This is a genomic window from Streptomyces sp. NBC_01549, assembly GCF_026339955.1.
Lineage (GTDB): Bacteria > Actinomycetota > Actinomycetes > Streptomycetales > Streptomycetaceae > Streptomyces.
In genome coordinates this window covers 396584-411139 of the sequence record NZ_JAPEPW010000004.1, presented here as the reverse complement: position 1 = coordinate 411139, position 14556 = coordinate 396584, and the positions used below count along the sequence as shown (strand labels likewise).

The 14556-nt window shown below is 70.3% G+C and carries 16 protein-coding genes and 3 pseudogenes; 13 read left to right on the top strand and 6 right to left on the bottom strand.

Annotated features, from left to right (window positions below):
* The first annotated feature begins 9 nt into the window (after positions 1 to 9).
* The 5 genes and pseudogenes from OG819_RS52505 to OG819_RS52485 all read left to right on the top strand — a co-directional run.
* The gene (locus tag OG819_RS52505) at positions 10 to 1506 is read left to right on the top strand and encodes an MFS transporter (protein ID WP_266656960.1); all 1497 of its coding nucleotides are present in this window, start codon (positions 10 to 12) and stop codon (positions 1504 to 1506) included.
* Positions 1506 to 2387, top strand: coding sequence for an aldo/keto reductase (locus OG819_RS52500; RefSeq protein ID WP_266656958.1), 882 nt, complete (start codon positions 1506 to 1508; stop codon positions 2385 to 2387). Before OG819_RS52505 ends, OG819_RS52500 begins: the two co-directional genes overlap by 1 nt.
* 54 nt (positions 2388 to 2441) lie before the next feature.
* Complete coding sequence (locus OG819_RS52495; RefSeq protein WP_266656956.1) at positions 2442 to 3512, top strand: NAD(P)-dependent alcohol dehydrogenase; 1071 nt, start codon at positions 2442 to 2444, stop codon at positions 3510 to 3512.
* Positions 3513 to 3579: 67 nt separating this feature from the next.
* Complete coding sequence (locus OG819_RS52490) at positions 3580 to 4368, top strand: SDR family oxidoreductase (RefSeq protein ID WP_266656954.1); 789 nt, start codon at positions 3580 to 3582, stop codon at positions 4366 to 4368.
* Between the two features lie 191 nt (positions 4369 to 4559).
* Positions 4560 to 5054 (top strand): annotated as a pseudogene (locus OG819_RS52485) (hypothetical protein); the annotation flags it as partial.
* 55 nt (positions 5055 to 5109) lie between these two features.
* Here the strand turns inward: OG819_RS52485 and OG819_RS52480 are convergent.
* The 3 genes and pseudogenes from OG819_RS52480 to OG819_RS52470 all read right to left on the bottom strand — a co-directional run bounded on the left by OG819_RS52480 (position 5110) and on the right by OG819_RS52470 (position 6919).
* Positions 5110 to 5445: a hypothetical protein gene (locus tag OG819_RS52480; protein WP_266656952.1), complete on the bottom strand. Its 336-nt coding sequence runs from the start codon at positions 5443 to 5445 to the stop codon at positions 5110 to 5112.
* Positions 5403 to 5888: pseudogene (locus OG819_RS52475) on the bottom strand (transposase); the annotation flags it as partial. The gene OG819_RS52480 and the pseudogene OG819_RS52475, both read right to left, overlap by 43 nt.
* A gap of 197 nt (positions 5889 to 6085) precedes the next feature.
* The gene (locus OG819_RS52470) at positions 6086 to 6919 is read right to left on the bottom strand and encodes a hypothetical protein (protein ID WP_266636181.1); all 834 of its coding nucleotides are present in this window, start codon (positions 6917 to 6919) and stop codon (positions 6086 to 6088) included.
* A 155-nt stretch (positions 6920 to 7074) separates the two neighbouring features.
* Here OG819_RS52470 and OG819_RS52465 point away from each other — a divergent pair, with 155 nt between their 5' ends.
* Positions 7075 to 7218, top strand: coding sequence for a hypothetical protein (locus tag OG819_RS52465; protein ID WP_266636182.1), 144 nt, complete (start codon positions 7075 to 7077; stop codon positions 7216 to 7218).
* Here OG819_RS52465 and OG819_RS52460 read toward each other — a convergent pair.
* A complete protein-coding gene (locus OG819_RS52460) occupies positions 7192 to 7500 on the bottom strand; it encodes a hypothetical protein (protein WP_266636183.1) in 309 nt (102 codons plus the stop codon). The two genes, OG819_RS52465 and OG819_RS52460, sit on opposite strands and share 27 nt — an antisense overlap.
* Positions 7501 to 7741: 241 nt before the next feature.
* A pseudogene (locus tag OG819_RS52455) lies at positions 7742 to 7992 on the bottom strand (site-specific integrase); the annotation flags it as partial.
* Positions 7993 to 8331: 339 nt separating this feature from the next.
* Between OG819_RS52455 and OG819_RS52450 the strand changes: the two are divergent.
* From OG819_RS52450 to OG819_RS52435, 4 genes are all read left to right on the top strand, one after another.
* Positions 8332 to 9024 (top strand): DUF4232 domain-containing protein, encoded by a 693-nt coding sequence (locus OG819_RS52450; protein WP_266656950.1) that lies wholly within the window; start codon positions 8332 to 8334, stop codon positions 9022 to 9024.
* A gap of 214 nt (positions 9025 to 9238) precedes the next feature.
* A complete protein-coding gene (locus tag OG819_RS52445; RefSeq protein WP_266656948.1) occupies positions 9239 to 9631 on the top strand; it encodes a hypothetical protein in 393 nt (130 codons plus the stop codon).
* Positions 9632 to 9771: 140 nt separating this feature from the next.
* Positions 9772 to 10068 (top strand): hypothetical protein, encoded by a 297-nt coding sequence (locus OG819_RS52440; RefSeq protein WP_266636191.1) that lies wholly within the window; start codon positions 9772 to 9774, stop codon positions 10066 to 10068.
* Positions 10069 to 10630: 562 nt separating this feature from the next.
* Positions 10631 to 10972 carry an FAD-binding oxidoreductase gene (locus tag OG819_RS52435; protein WP_266636193.1) on the top strand — a complete coding sequence of 114 codons (342 nt, stop codon included), beginning with the start codon at positions 10631 to 10633 and terminating at the stop codon, positions 10970 to 10972.
* 729 nt (positions 10973 to 11701) lie between these two features.
* Here OG819_RS52435 and OG819_RS52430 read toward each other — a convergent pair.
* The gene (locus OG819_RS52430) at positions 11702 to 12397 is read right to left on the bottom strand and encodes a TetR/AcrR family transcriptional regulator (RefSeq protein WP_266656946.1); all 696 of its coding nucleotides are present in this window, start codon (positions 12395 to 12397) and stop codon (positions 11702 to 11704) included.
* A 262-nt stretch (positions 12398 to 12659) separates the two neighbouring features.
* Between OG819_RS52430 and OG819_RS52425 the strand changes: the two genes are divergently transcribed.
* From OG819_RS52425 to OG819_RS52415, 3 genes are all read left to right on the top strand, one after another.
* Complete coding sequence (locus OG819_RS52425) at positions 12660 to 13043, top strand: hypothetical protein (RefSeq protein ID WP_266636197.1); 384 nt, start codon at positions 12660 to 12662, stop codon at positions 13041 to 13043.
* A 483-nt stretch (positions 13044 to 13526) separates the two neighbouring features.
* Positions 13527 to 14006 (top strand): TetR family transcriptional regulator, encoded by a 480-nt coding sequence (locus OG819_RS52420; protein ID WP_266657445.1) that lies wholly within the window; start codon positions 13527 to 13529, stop codon positions 14004 to 14006.
* Positions 14007 to 14222: 216 nt separating this feature from the next.
* Positions 14223 to 14540 carry a hypothetical protein gene (locus OG819_RS52415; RefSeq protein WP_266636199.1) on the top strand — a complete coding sequence of 106 codons (318 nt, stop codon included), beginning with the start codon at positions 14223 to 14225 and terminating at the stop codon, positions 14538 to 14540.
* Positions 14541 to 14556: the final 16 nt, after the last annotated feature.

Sequence of the window (14556 nt, the reverse complement as noted above, 5' to 3'; positions counted from 1 at the left end):
GACACCACCGTGGGCGCAGCACTCGAGTACGACGGGACCGGCGACGTCCGTGTCGGGCACGTCGCCGACCCGGTCCGCAAGGAATCCGCGGCGCCCACCGCGGCGCGTGCGCCTGAGGCCCCGGTCCGGGCGATGCTGATCCTCGCGATCATCTGCGTGAGCTACTTCATGGTCATCCTGGACAACTCGATCGTGTTCACCGGGCTGCCGCAGATCCGGGCCGACATGGGCTTCTCCGAGACCGGCCTGTCCTGGATCACCAACGCCTACGTCCTCGTCTTCGGCGGACTGCTGCTGCTGGGCGCCCGGGCCGGTGACCTGTTCGGACACCGCCGGGTGTTCCTGTTCTCCCTGGTCGTCTTCTCGCTGACGTCGCTCCTGGTCGGGGCCGCACAGACTCAGTGGTGGCTGATCGGTGCCCGGGCGCTGCAGGGCGTGGGAGCCGCGGTCCTGGCTCCCTCCGCTCTGTCGCTGCTGACGCGCAGCTTCGCCGAAGGCCGGGCCCGTAACCGGGCGATGGCCGCTTACAGTGCGGTGGCCGGTCTCGGAGCCGCGTTCGGCCTGGTCGTGGGCGGACTGGTCGCCGACCTGGTCTCGTGGCGGGCCGGGTTCTTCCTGAACGTGCCGGTCGGTATCGCGATGGTGGTGCTGGCCGTGCGGTTCCTGCCGGAGACCGCGCGCCGACGTGGCCGCTTCGACGTCGCCGGGGCGCTCCTTGCGACGCTGGGCTCCACCGCGCTGGTCTTCGGCATCGTGGACGCGTCCGACATCGGCTGGACCGCCCCGGCCACCTTGATACCGCTGGTGGCGGGCGTGGTGATGCTGGCGCTGTTCGTCCGGGTGGAGCGGCGGGCCGCGCAGCCGATCGTGCCTCTGCGGCTGTTCGCGAGCCGGGAGCGCGGCGGCGCCTACGTCACCCGGATGCTCTACATGGGCGCGATGATGGGCTTCTTCTTTTTCACCGCGCAGTTCCTGCAGAGCGTCTACCACTGGACGCCGCTGCAGGCCGGCCTCGCCTTCCTGCCGATGACGCTGGTCAACTTCGTCTTCGCCGTCCAGGTGCCGCGCCTGCTGGAGCGGGCGAGCAGGCCGCTGGTACTCACCACCGGGGTCGCCCTGACCATGGTGGGCATGGTGTGGCTCAGCCGCCTCGACCTGCACACCCCCTACCTGACCGGAGTGGCGCTGCCGATGGTGCTCATCGGTGCCGGCCAGGGTCTGGCCCTGGCCCCGCTGACCTCCAGCGGCGTCGACGGCGTCGCACCCGTGGACGCGGGCGCCGCCTCGGGCCTGGTCAACACCGTGCACCAGATCGGCAGCGCACTGAGTCTGAGCATTCTGACCGCCGTGGCCGCCACCGTCTCCACGGGCCACGGGGCCACCGACATCGCGGCCCGCTCCGGCGCCGCCCTGACCGGCTCCGCCGTCCTGCTCGCGCTGGCGGTCGTGGCCGTCCTCATCCTCATCGTGCCCGCACGGGCCACCCACACCGAAAGGTCCCTGTGATGCAGACCCTCACCCTCAACAACGGCGTCGAGATGCCCGCCCTCGGACTCGGCGTCTTCCAGACCCCGCCGGACGAGACCCGGGCCGCCGTCACGGCCGCGCTCGACCTCGGCTACCGGCACATCGACACCGCCGCCTACGGCAACGAACGCGAGGTCGGCCAGGCCATCCGCGACTCCGGGGTACCCCGGGAGCAGATCTTCATCGAGACGAAGATCTGGATCAGCGACTACGGCTACGACGAGACCCTGCACGGCTTCGACAAGAGCGCCGCCAAACTGGGCGTGGACCGGATCGACCTGCTCATCCTCCACCAGGCCCTCCCGTCGGACTTCGACAAGACCCTCGCCGCCTACCGCGCCCTGGAGAAGCTCCTGGCCGACGGCAGGGTCCGGGCGATCGGCGTCAGCAACTTCATGGTCGACCACCTGACCGCACTGCTCGACGCCACCACCGTCGTCCCCGCCGTCAACCAGCTGGAGATCCACCCCTACTTCCAGCAGCGCGCCGTCCTCGACTTCGACGACCAGCACCACATCCTCAACCAGGCGTGGTCGCCCATCGGCGGCATCACCTTCTACCCGGGATACGGCGAGCACCGCCGCAGCGTCCTGGAAGACCCGGTCGTCACCGCGATCGCCGAGACGCACGGCAAGAGCCCCGCCCAGGTGCTGCTGCGCTGGGGCATCCAGCACGGCCGTTCGGTGATCCCCAAGTCGACCAAGCGCCACCGCATCGCCGAGAACATCGACGTCTTCGACTTCGCCCTCACCGCGGACGAGCTGAAGGTCCTCGACGCCCTGGAGACCGGCCGGCGAGGCGGCCCCGAGCCTACGAGCGTCACCCTCGCCGCCTACGGGCGCGCCATCCCCGAAGCCTGAAACCCCCTCCAGACACCTGCCTGAAACCCCCTCCAAACACCTGAAGGAACCTCCGTGCCCACCACCGTCAACGCGTTCGGCGCCCACGAAGCCGGCGAGCCGCTCGCTCCCGGCACCATCGAGTGCCGTGACGTCGGGCCGCACGACGTCAAGCTCGACATCCTGTTCTGCGGCATCTGCCACTCCGACATCAACTTCGTCGGCGGCGCGTTCGGCCCGCTGCCCATCAGCCCGCTCATTCCCGGCCACGAGATAGTCGGCCGGGTCACCGAGATCGGCCCCGAGGTCACCCGCCACCAGGTCGGCGACCTGGTCGGCATCGGCTGCATGGTCAACTCCTGCCGCGAGTGCGAGAACTGCCAGGCAGGCCAGGAGCAGTACTGCGTCAACGGCCACACCCTGGTCTTCGGCAACCCCGACCCCGCCGAGCCCGGCGCCCACACCCAGGGCGGCTACTCCGAGGCGATCGTCGCCCCCGAGGACTTCGTACTCCGCGTACCGAAGAGCCTCGACCCGGCCGCCGCCGCTCCGCTGCTGTGCGCCGGCATCACCGTCTACTCCCCGCTCAAGCGGTTCGGTGCCGGGCCGGGCACCAGGGTCGCGGTCGTCGGCCTCGGCGGCCTGGGCCACCTCGGCGTGAAGATGGCCAAGGCCATGGGCGCCGACGTGACCGTCCTGTCCCAGTCCGGCAGCAAGCGCGAGGCCGCCACGGTCCTCGGCGCCGACCACTACGCCGTGACCGGCGACGGCTCGGCGTTCACCGAGCTGGCCGGCACCTTCGACATCATCCTCAACACTGTCAGCGCACCCGTATCCCTTGCCGACTACCTCGGGATGTTGCGTCTGCACGGCACCATGGTGAACGTCGGCGTGACGACCGAGCCGATGCCGATGGACGTCTTCACCCTGTGCCAGAACGGCCGGTCCTACGTGGGATCGCTGTTCGGCGGCATCGCCGAGACCCAGGAGATGCTCGACTTCGCGGCCGAGCACGGCGTGAGCGCCGACATCGAACTGATCGGCGCGCAGGACATCAACACCGCCTACAAGCGGATCCTCGCCTCCGACGGCCGCTACCGGTTCGTGGTCGACGGCGCGACCTTCGCCGAACCGAGGCGGGCATGACGCGCCGCCCACATGGGACCGACGGCAGGGGCGCCCGTCACGCCCACCCCCTTACAAGGAAATGAGCATGGCAACACAACCCCTGACCGTGCTGGTGGTCGGCGCCACCGGCAGCATCGGACGGCTCGTCGTAGCCGAGGCGATCGCTCGCGGGCACACCGTCCGGGCCCTCGTGCGTGACCACGTGAAGGGCACCCAGATGCTTCCCGCCGACGCCGAACTCGTCGTCGGCGACGTCACACGACCCGAAACCCTGCCCGAGGCGGTGGCCGGGACCGACGCGATCGTGCTGGCCCTCGGCTCCTTCGGCACAGGCGACTCCTCACCGGAGACGGTCGACTACGCGGGCGTACGCAACGTCCTGACCGCCCTGGGCGGACAGCGGCCCCGCGTGGCGCTGATGACCTCCATCGGCGTCACCGGCCGCGGCGGCCCGTACGGCCACTTGCTGGAGTGGAAGCGCCGCTCGGAACGGCTCGTACGGGCCAGCGGCCTCACGTACACCATCGTGCGGCCGGGCTGGTTCGACATGAACGGACCCGACGAGCAGCGCCTGGTGTTCCGCCAGGGCGACCGCCGCCGTTCCGGCGGCCCCGCCGACGGCGTGGTCGCCCGTGCCCAGATCGCACGGGTGCTGGTGGCGGCCCTCACCGCTCCCGAGGCGGCCGGCCGGACCTTCGAGTTGGTGGCCCAGCAGGGCGGTGCGCCCGGCGACCTGGCACCGCTGTTCGCGGCGCTGGCCCCGGACATCCCCGGCGACCTGGACGCGGTCCGGGACGAGGCCAACATGCCGCTCGACGCCGAGCCGCAGCGGGTCCGCGACGACCTCGACGCCCGGACCCGCACCGCATCCTGACGACGGCCCGAGGCCGCCACATACCCGGCGGGCCGACCGCGCGGCCGGCCCGCCGCCCACTGTTCGGTACCGGTGGCGGGATGAGTACGAGGGTGATCCGGAGGACCAGCGGATCCTGGCGAGGATGGAGACGCCGTGGTGGAAGCGGCCGATGGTACTGATCGGAGGCGTCATCGCTGTCGTTGTTCCAGGCGCTCGCCCACCTACTGGCGGCCTCCAAAGGGCAGCCGGTGAAGGTCCCGGGCGGTCTGACCGCGGACGTGTTCCAACGCGCGCTCGACGCCCTGCTGCCCGCGGGCCCGCCAACGCGGCGCGCCGTCCTGGCTGGACCTGGACGGCCCGCTCCCGACGCGGGCGTCGACATCCTCCTGGTACCGGTTCATCCGCAGACAGGTCAGACCTGGACCCCGGTCGGCCCGGCTGCATCGGCATACCCGGTGCCGCTGCCGCTGGGGGTGTGGCTGTGGTTGGCCTCTCCCCAGCCGTACTTGCCGGTTCCCGCGTCGGGCGGCATACCCCAGGACGTCCTCCGCGACGACCCGCTCCCGCCGCACCCCAACTACCTGTTCCGGGCCGACCGGGGAACGTTCCAGCACACGTTGGTCCGGATACCAGCCGTTCGCAGCCCGTGGATGCGCACGATCCTCGAGAGCCTCACGCAGGACAGGTCGGCCGACCTCTTCTAGGTCTCTTCTAGGTCTCTTCTAGGTCCTGTTTCAACAGCGCGCTTCGAGTGAGTGGTCAGTCGGCAGCAAGGATGTGGGGAAGACTCACAGCGGGGCATCCGAGTAGCGTTGTCAGCGCGTGGCGCTGGCGCTCGGTCAAAGAGGCAACGAAGATCACTGCGTCGGCGTTGGCCTGCTCGCAGGCCTGAGCCACCTCACGGACCTTTCCGTAGCTCAGCAGCGTCCGCGAGGAATAGGGCAGGCCCATCTTTTGGACCCCGCCGTCCGAGACACCCCGTCGTTGCACGATCTGCCCGACGACCCGAGCGCCGCGCGCTGCCAGTTCTGCGGCTGCCGACGCCATGAGCGTTACGGAGTCCTTCTCTTTCGCGGAGAAGTAGCCAACCACCACGACATCAGCCCCCGCGACAGTGAGCTGTGAAGTCTGACGCCGGGCCGGCTCCGGCGGCACACGGCGAGCCAGGCGCCGGTCACGCCTTCGGGGCTGATGCATGCGCCACAGGCTAGATGCCCGGTGAGCCGCAGCGATACGCGCTTTCCCAACTCGACCGCGTGGCGCTCGCGGTAGTCGGCCTTGGCGAACTTCGGCGGACGGCCGCCACGCGCGCCCAGCTTCTTCCGGTTGCGGATCTGGTCCGCCTTCTCCGGAATCGTGCAGCGGATTTCCCGTCTGCGCAGGCAGTCCCGGTTCGCTCGGGAACTGTATGCCCTGTCGGCCCGCACCCGGTCCGGCCGGCAGCGTGGCCTGCCGACGCTCGCGCGCGGTACTCGGATGCGTTGCAGCACCGACTGGAACTGGGGACTGTCGTGCCGCTGGCCGACGGTGACGTGGATCACGGCAGACCTTGATCCACTTTGAAACAGACCCTAAGGGCTGTCGCGTAATCCCCGGCGGGCGCACGACGACAGCTACGGCACCTCGCCGCGTTGTCGGATCGCCCGAATACGCCCAGTATGAGGACGACCCTCCGCCTTGCGATGCACCGCATCTGACGCCGCGCGCTGATCCACCGGGGATTACGGGACAGCCCTTAGCCGAGTTTCCGCAGCACCTCGGCGATGGTGGCCCGGTACGTCCGTAGTGCCTGCAGCCCGGCGGCGTAGCGGTCGCGGTGCCGTGTGATGTCCACGGCTTGCTTCTGCGCCCGTGCCGCGTGCCAGAGTTCGGCCGTATGGTGGCGGCGCTTGCAGGTGACGTCCGCGACGGCGGTGGCCCGCTCCCGCTGCGTATGCCGGGTGTTGCCGTCACCGCCCCGCTGCCAGGCGGTGTCCGTGTACGCCGCGACGGGGTCGGGATAGCGCGTGAATCCTTGTTCTGCCACACAGCGGGACCACACATCCCACGCCGCGCGGAGGCGTGGGTCGCGCTTGACCGCCTTGTCGACCTCCATCGCCCTTGTGCTTGCGTAGAGCCAGTCCCGCTTGAGGTCGATGCCGCGCATCAGCCGCCGGCTCGCCTCGGCGCTGCAGGCGGGGAAGTCCGCATACTCGGCGTTGGTCATCCGTCGGCCCTTCGGCCGGAGGGCCAGGGGCTTTTCCGGGTCCCAGCCGTAACCCCAGCGGCGGGCGGCGGCGAGATCCAGGACGCCGTAGTCGGTGCTGACTGCGGTGGCGACGACGGTACTGCCGGGGTAGCGGGGGTCGAGCGGGAAGTCCGGGTGGCCGCGCTCCGCCATGCACTGCCGGATCAGCAACGCCGATGCCCGCTGCGATCGCTGGTAGTCCTGCGGCGTGTAGTCGTAGCGGTCGGCCGGGAGGGGGCCGAGGTCCGACGCCGTGCGGATGACCTCCGGGCGTTCCGGACCGGCGGCACAGATCGCCGCCAGCACCACCACGGTACCCAGCCGCCACCCCCGACTCGTCATGCGAAGGGATGGTAGCGGGCGGCGTGCAGCGGTCGGCCGTGGCCCCCAGCGACTCGTCCCCGCACGCCAAGGCTCCGAGCGACAGAGAGCTCCATCAGGCGACACCTATCGAGCAGCTCTCCAGACCGACGTATGACCGACGTACCGCGATCTCGATGGCGTACGACATCAGGTACGAGTTCTGCGACAAGAACGGCAAGGCCGTCGGCTCGGTGGTGGGCGTCTTCTCCGCCCGCCCTTCGACCGCCTGGACGGAATTCGCGGCGTACGCGTCAGCCGGCCAGCATCACGCCCAGTAGCAGCAGGAGCGTCACCGGCAGAAGTGTGATCATCAGTGCCGCTCCACTCGCCAGGACGCGGAAGGTTCTGAACGAGCGGCGGTGGGGCAGGGCCCAGGCCACGGCGAACAGTGCGAGGGTCCAGTAGAGAACCGCCCCGTATTGGCCCATGCCTGCGTGCGCCCGGATCGCGCTGTACTCCAGGGCGAGGACCGGCAGGCCGAGCGCGGATGCCACCAGGGGGACCCTCCACCAGGTCGGGTGGTCTGCTCGGCGCTGAGGCGCGGCGTTCTGCGTCGTCATGAGAGCCACTTCATCAGCGCCGCCCGCCACGGGCATCGGGGCGCGTACTTATGTGCGAGGCGCGTTCCGTCTGAGTAGGGAGCGCACTACGGGCGGATCGCCAAGTCCCTGCACATCCTGCGCCTGGCCGACGAACCCGGCTACCGCCGTCTGCACGCGGTACACCGACGCCGCGGTACGCGGTACACGGACGCCGCGGTGAACCAGCTGCGTGCGGACGGCTTCGACGTCCACGACGAGGACGGGCGAGGCCGGTGTCCGGCCCCACGTCCCGGGGACTGACGACGTTGCCGGAGCCAGGCCGCCGGTGAGTCACGAACACCGGCCCCGCGTACGGCCGTTGAGGAGGCGGGGCAGTAGACGGGCGGTGCCGGCGTCCCAGTAGACCGTTTCCAGTACGAAGTCCTCGCGGGCCTGGCCCCTACGGCGGGCCTTGGTCCGGGCGCCCTTGGCCTTGACCTGGCAGGGGCGCCCGGCGAAGTCCAGGTCTTGCGGCCCGGCTGCTCCCGTGAGCGAGCGGAGCGGGATGAGGAGGGCAGGCGATCGGTTGTGGTCCGTCGGGTTACGGGTCTGTCCCAACGGGCGGCGGCTGCGAACAGGTGCGCGACGGTGGCGGGAACCGCCGTCCCGGCTGGCCGGCGGCGCGTTCCGGCGCGGTCTGCCCGGTGATGGCGTGCGTTGTGCCTGGCTGTGCGTGTAACAGGGATGTCTTATGAGGTGACCGTATGGAACGGTCCACCGGGCCGGGCCGGTCCTGTTGGTCGGAAACGCTCGCTCGTACCGACCCGTATCGAGCGGCCGACACTGCCAACCGATCCTGAGGAAGAAACGATGCGCGTTCACAAGCTCACCTTCGCCGCCCTGGCCGTCGCCGCCGGTCTCTCGCTCACGGCCTGCCAGAACGACGACGCCGGCACGGGACAGAGCGATCCGTCGTCCACGTCCACCGGGTCGTCCGGGGCCACGGCGTCGCCCTCGGGCGGCGGTTCGGACTCGGGCAGTTCGGACCGGGGCGGCGCGCAGGACTCCGCCGGGACGAGCTCCGCAACGAGCTCCGGCGGGACGGGTACGGCTGCCGGGACCGGCTCCAACGCGAACGCCAAGGTCGGTAAGTGCCGCACCGACGACCTGAAGATCACGGCGCAGGACGGCACCATCGACGGCGACCCCGACGGCACCGTCGTGGTCACCCTGACGAACCACAGCGGCCGGGACTGCACGATCTCCGGCTACGCGGGCGTCGACCTGAAGACCAGCGCGGGATCGCTGTCCGCGAAGCGCACCGGCCAGCAGGCCGGCTCGGCCGTCCTCAAGAACGGGAAGTCGACGTACTTCCCCGTCAACTACCCGTTCAACAAGTCGGGCGGCTCCGGCGTCCGCGTCACCGGGCTGGTGGTGACCCCGCCGGACGAGACGAAGTCGGTCACCCTCAACTGGCCGGGCGCCGCCACGCTGCCCGTCACGGACGGCTCCGGCTCCCCGGTGAAGGTCGGCCCGGTCGGAAGCGCCGGTCAGGGCGGCTGACCCGCACGCCGCCAGGGGCGTTCAGCGCTCTGTGTCGTGCCTGGCAGGCGCATCAATCGAGTCGTTCCTCAAGACATGGACGACTGGGCAGGCGGCGCCGTGCAGGCCGCCGTCGACGCCCCCGAAGGGATCGGCACCATCAGCTCCTGTGCCACCGAGGTCGCGCTCCTGGTGAAGGGCACTGGTCCCACCCGAGCGGGAGGGACACGAGCGTGTGCACCCGCCGGTTCTGCTCGTCTTCCACCAGGTCGGCAAGTATTCCGCCAAGAGCCAGACGGCGAAGGTCGCCGATCTCACCCGCTGGCACGGGCAAGGCAGCCGACAGCACTTGGAGAGCTTCCGCTCCTACGACGGCCGCATCCCGATCGTGGCGACCACGCCGGAGCTGCTGCGCGAGCACGGCCCGGCCGGGCCCGCGTTCCGGCGTTTCGGCCGCGACCACCGCGAGCGGCTGCTGGACGCGATCGGCAACTCCCGCCGGGACGTCACCCTCGCCCGCCGCCGCGCGGAAGCCCGCGAAGCGCAACGGCAGGAGGCGCGGGAAGAAGCGGAAGCCGAGTGGGCCGCGCGGAAGGCCGGCGGCTGGCTCGGACGCTGGCCTACCTGACCGGGCAAGCCTTGCCGCCGGCAACGCGGGCAGCGCCACGGTGGTCCCGGGCAGAACCGCGTTGTCAGTAAGTGGCCGAGCCACGACCGCCGGAACCGCCTACGAGTATCAATGTCAGTGGCGGCTGGAAGGCTGGTCGGATGAACGGAGACGAGCAGCTGCTGCGCGGCCGGGTCTACGGCCACGACCACGACGACCCCGACCCTGGACCCCTCCCGCACCAGACCTACGCCGCGCTCGTAGGCGGGCCGTTGGACGGACTGTTGCTGGACATCACCGGCTGGCGGCCGGAGGAAGTCGACGAGGGCGCCGCCCTGCCCACCGAGTTGTCGCGATGGCCCGGTGGCCGCGCCCTGTACGACCCGTACCGAGATGAACCGCGCACGCCCGGCCCGGGTGTGATGTGCCGCTTCTACTACTCCGGCGACACGCCCTGACCGCCGCCCCGACCACGACCCCGACCACGGCAGGTCAGCGCGCTGGCGTACCTGTCCGGCCGCCCGCGCGCCCGGCGTTCCTCGAGGAGGCCCTCCGGGAGGGCGTCTTCTTCGCGGGCTTGGCCGGCACCGCGGGCGCATCCGTGTCCAGCTGGACGGGAGGCGGGAGGACTTCCCGGGTCACCGACATCGCTGTTCGTTCACGCATTCCAGCTACATCAGTTGGCTCCAGGGGAGCCGCTTCCGCGCGAGGGGGAACCGTATCCCGACGACGAGTTGCACCGTCGTCGGCGAGGCCCGGAGGCACCTGAGGACCGGCACTCGGCTGGCAAGGACGTTGCCCTCATCCTGAACACGCACTTCGCGAGGGCCTCTGCCCTGCCCAGCGAATTGGCCGATGCCTTCCATGACGTCTACGTCCCCATTCACCAGAACGAGCACATCGCCGCCGCGGCTGAGCGGGCGGGCAGAGAACGCGTTCGCCAAACGGGCCGCTGGTTGGTCCGATACGGGACCGATCGATGCTCGGTCACCGTTGGACTTCCTGCGTGCCGCCGGGACCATGGAATTCGGCAGCGCGCGCCGCCCGATCAGCCACACCCGGGCCTGGGGCATCGTCGCCTCGACACGCCACTACCTCCCGACCTTCGCGCCCGCTCCGGGCGCACGGCCATGGTCGGGGATGCGCCCGATGACGCCTGACGGCCTCCCGGTCATCGGGCCGGCCTCTGAACGGTCGAACCTGGCCGTGGCCACCGGCCACGCCATGCTCGGCATCACCCTCGCACCGGTCACCGGCCGGGCCGTGGCCGAGCTGACCGCCGGCCCCCTGGGCGCGCCGGTCTCGCCGCTGAGGTCTGGGGCGAATAGCACCGTCCGGGCGCGCCCTCGGCTCTACCGCTGAGCGGGGAGGAAAGCGCGGAGCAGGTCGGTGACTTCGCGCCGGAGGTGAGCATCGGTCTCAGGGATCATGAAGCGGCGGGCCACGGCGCCGAGCATGAACGTCCGCATCGTGTGCCGGATGCCGACGACCCGGTCGCAGTTGGGGCCACTTGCCCCCCTGACCAGCGCATCCAGAGTTCGGACGGACCGTATTCCGCTGTCCCGCTCGCAGATCGAGGCAGCGTCCCAGCGCCTACGCGTCGTCTTCGACGGGGGCCTGGACACGGAGACGGGAATTCTTCTCCGTCCACTGCCAGGCCGCAGGCCGGGAAAGCGCGACGCGTACTTCCTCGCCCCCCTCCTCACCGAACTGGCGCAACGCGACCACGACCTCCTCGCCGACGGCCCCTGGCAATCTGTGCCCCCACTGCCCAGGCTCAAGGCCACCCCTGCTGCCGTACGGAGTGCACTTGCCAGCGCGGAGCCGGCCCATATTGCGGCCCACGGCTACGCCGACCCCGCCGACCTTCTGGACTCAGCCCTCCTGCTCTCCGACGGCCGCACACGCCCCAGCAGTACACGGGAGGCCCACAACCTGCCTGCCCACGCCCGCTATCTGCCGCGCGTCCAGGACGTCACCGCGGACAGCATGGCGCCGAGCCGCCTGGTGCGGCGCGCCTGCTCGGCAGGCTGGAGGGCGCCGGTCCGGTGTGATGCGCAGCTGTTGTCCGCGGCCTCGTCTCTGGTGTGGTCAGGACTGCTCGCGGCAGTCCTCTTCGGTGCACTCGAGAGTGACGAGGGTCTGGTCGACCTGCCGGCTGGTCAGAGGAGGCTCGGGCAGTTCGTGGGCGCACTCGGTGCGGAAGGCGCTGAGCATCAGGTGGAGGTGGCGGCGCCAGGCTCGGGGGGCGATGGTGCGTGTGGCCTGGATGATCCCGGCCTGGGACCAGATCACGAAGGCGATGTCCTGCGCGGTGACGTCGCCGCGCAGGACACCCTGTTCCTGGGCGTTGCGCAAGATCTGGATGCAGAGTTCCTTGGTGCGTGCGTACATCTCGCGGCCGGCCACGTGAAGGGGCAGCCGTGCCGAGACCAGGTCGTTGAAGGCGCGGTCGCAGGCCTGCAGCTTGCAGAGTTTCTCCAGGTAGCGGCAGAACCCCTCCCAGGCGTCGTCCATGGCCGCGGCTTCTTCCGCGGCGGTGAGCAGTTCCGCGTACTTCGCGGTGAAGAGTGTTTCGACCAGGTCGAGCCGGGTGGGGAAGTGGCGGTAGAGCGTGCCGATCGCGACGCCGGCCTCGCGGGCGACGCCCTCCAGGGACGCCCCGAGACCCTGCTCGGAGAAGGCCGTGCGGGCGGCGGCCACGATCGCGTCCCGGTTGCGCTGTGCGTCACGGCGCAGGGGTTTCGCCGGTGTCTCCCTCGAGGACGGGGCGTGGTGGGGGCTCATGGCTCGAGCTTAACATGAGGACCCCCTCGAATTAGGTTGTTGTCATGTTTCCGATCGCAATCTCGCCCCTCTGACGTGCTGTGATGAGCCTCACCGCAAACATGAGGCACCCCTCGGGTATGGTGGCAGAGCCGAACGTGAGGCACCCCTCCGGATGACCTTGCGGCAAGCCGACTGACCCGGGATTTCCGGATCTCGGTTCACATAGAAGCGGCGGCCGCCAGTTCGGCGAAACCGCGGCAGTCTCGCAAGGGAAATGACCATGAACAGCATGACCAAGCGCGTCTCGATCGCACTCGCCTCCACGGCACTGGCCGGCGGAGCTCTTCTCGGAGCCGGCGGCTCGGCGTCGGCAGCCACGACTTCGGTGCCCGTGCAACACACGCAGTACGTGTCCGCCACCTCCGCGACCAGCAGCGAGCAAGTCGGCCGCCACACGGACGACGACCGCCGCGACGACCACCGTGGGCAGGACACTGTGCGCTACGTACGGGCTGCGGACCACGAGGGCGAGGCGGCCTCGTGGCGCGGCGTCAGCGCCGCCCGCTGGTACCAGGACCAGGTCGACGAAGCGGCCTCGTGGCACGGTGTCAGCGCCGCCCGCTGGTACGAGGACCAGGTCGTGTGGTCCCTGAACCACAGCTGACGCGGCCCGAGCCGCCCCACTCCGGAACGCCGGCGCCTGCCCACACAGCAACACGGCCGCACCCCCGGCCGACCAGGTTCCCGGATCGCGCGCCCCACGGCGGTCCGCACCCGCATGGAGACGAACGCCGCACGCAAGGCGAAGGCAACTCCGGCCCTCAGCGCCCGCCACGCCGACCACGGCCAGGCCCGCACCGACACATGAACCTCGTCGACCGCTTCCCTTGCCGATCGCTTCCGCACGCGCCGTGACATCCCGCCGGACCGGGCAGATCCGCTCCACCCCGGGACAGTCACCCGACGCGAACGCCTAGAACACCACCCCAGGGCGATCGACCGGCCGGGGCGTCATCGGAAGCACTCGGCGCATCGATCCATCCCATGCGCCCATTCTGCCGTCCCGTGCGCAGACTGCCCTTTTGCCCGCACCAGTTCACCTCGGACGGCCTGCGGATCGGCCCCGTTCACCTGAGACAGGGACCAGATCGGCCGAGACGGGACACCCCTTCACCGCGGCTGGGCCCGCACCACCGTGCGGGACATCGCCGCGGCCGCCGGGGTCAGTCACGCCGCCATCGGCTACCACTTCGGCTCCCGGGACGCGCTGCTCACGCAGGCGCTGGTGGAAGCCGTGGACGAGCTCGACGAGGAACTGACCCGCCATGCCCCGGCAGGAAGCGCGGAGGAGCGCTGGCAGGCGCTGATCGACAGCTTCACCACGCATCGGGCGTTGTGGGTGGCCCAACTGGAGGCCGTGGTGCAGGCCGAACGGTCGGCGGCGGTGCGCGAACACCTCGCCGAAGGCCAGCGCAGGGCGCGGGAGGGGCTCGGCGGCTCGGTGCCGCTCGCTCTGCTCGGCGGCTTGATGCTGCAGTGGCTGGTGGATCCCGATCACGCACCGTCGGGCGCTGAGGTGATCGCCGAACTGTGCTCGCCCCCGGCGTCGTTGACGACGGATCGGTGACAGGACCGCCGGAAGGCGACGCGCCCCGAAGCGGGAACGAATCCAGGCGGGCGGCGGCTTGACCTCCTGACCCGCATCCTTTCCCGGGGGCATTCATCGCCCGCTGCCGCAGTACCCGCCCCTGCGAGAAATGCCGAACCCCGACCGACAAGTCCCGGCAGGGCCGCCAACATGTGCAGAGCCCGGAACAACACCGAGTCCAGGCCGCGTTCCACCTTGCCCCGGGACCCTACGCACCCGACCCGCGCGACGTCGAGCAGCGGCTACTGCGCGGCGCCGACATCGGGCCTGGGTACATCGCGGGCCCTGATCGGCGCGAACGCCGAGTGGCTCACCGTGTTCCAGCTGCCCACCTATGCCCCGGACCTCAACCCGCACGAAGGCGTGTGTTCGCTGGTCAAGCGCGACATCGGCAATCTCGCCGCGGCCGACCTCGGTCAGATCACCCGGGCCGTGAAGCGCAAGCTCAAGATGCCGCAGTACCGCCCCGAAGTGATCGACGGCTGCCTCGCGGGCACCAGTTTGGCCCTTTGATCGAAGCAGCGCGCAG

Excerpts from the sequence above, each read along its gene's own strand:
- OG819_RS52500 (WP_266656958.1), top strand. The coding sequence starts at position 1,506 with ATGCAGACCCTCACCCTCAACAACGGCGTCGAGATGCCCGCCCTCGGA.
- OG819_RS52470 (WP_266636181.1), bottom strand. The coding sequence starts at position 6,919 with ATGACGAGTCGGGGGTGGCGGCTGGGTACCGTGGTGGTGCTGGCGGCG.
- OG819_RS52435 (WP_266636193.1), top strand. The coding sequence starts at position 10,631 with ATGGAATTCGGCAGCGCGCGCCGCCCGATCAGCCACACCCGGGCCTGG.
- OG819_RS52450 (WP_266656950.1), top strand. The coding sequence starts at position 8,332 with ATGCGCGTTCACAAGCTCACCTTCGCCGCCCTGGCCGTCGCCGCCGGT.
- OG819_RS52440 (WP_266636191.1), top strand. The coding sequence starts at position 9,772 with ATGAACGGAGACGAGCAGCTGCTGCGCGGCCGGGTCTACGGCCACGAC.
- OG819_RS52465 (WP_266636182.1), top strand. The coding sequence starts at position 7,075 with ATGGCGTACGACATCAGGTACGAGTTCTGCGACAAGAACGGCAAGGCC.
- OG819_RS52460 (WP_266636183.1), bottom strand. The coding sequence starts at position 7,500 with ATGACGACGCAGAACGCCGCGCCTCAGCGCCGAGCAGACCACCCGACC.
- OG819_RS52430 (WP_266656946.1), bottom strand. The coding sequence starts at position 12,397 with ATGAGCCCCCACCACGCCCCGTCCTCGAGGGAGACACCGGCGAAACCC.
- OG819_RS52425 (WP_266636197.1), top strand. The coding sequence starts at position 12,660 with ATGAACAGCATGACCAAGCGCGTCTCGATCGCACTCGCCTCCACGGCA.
- OG819_RS52490 (WP_266656954.1), top strand. The coding sequence starts at position 3,580 with ATGGCAACACAACCCCTGACCGTGCTGGTGGTCGGCGCCACCGGCAGC.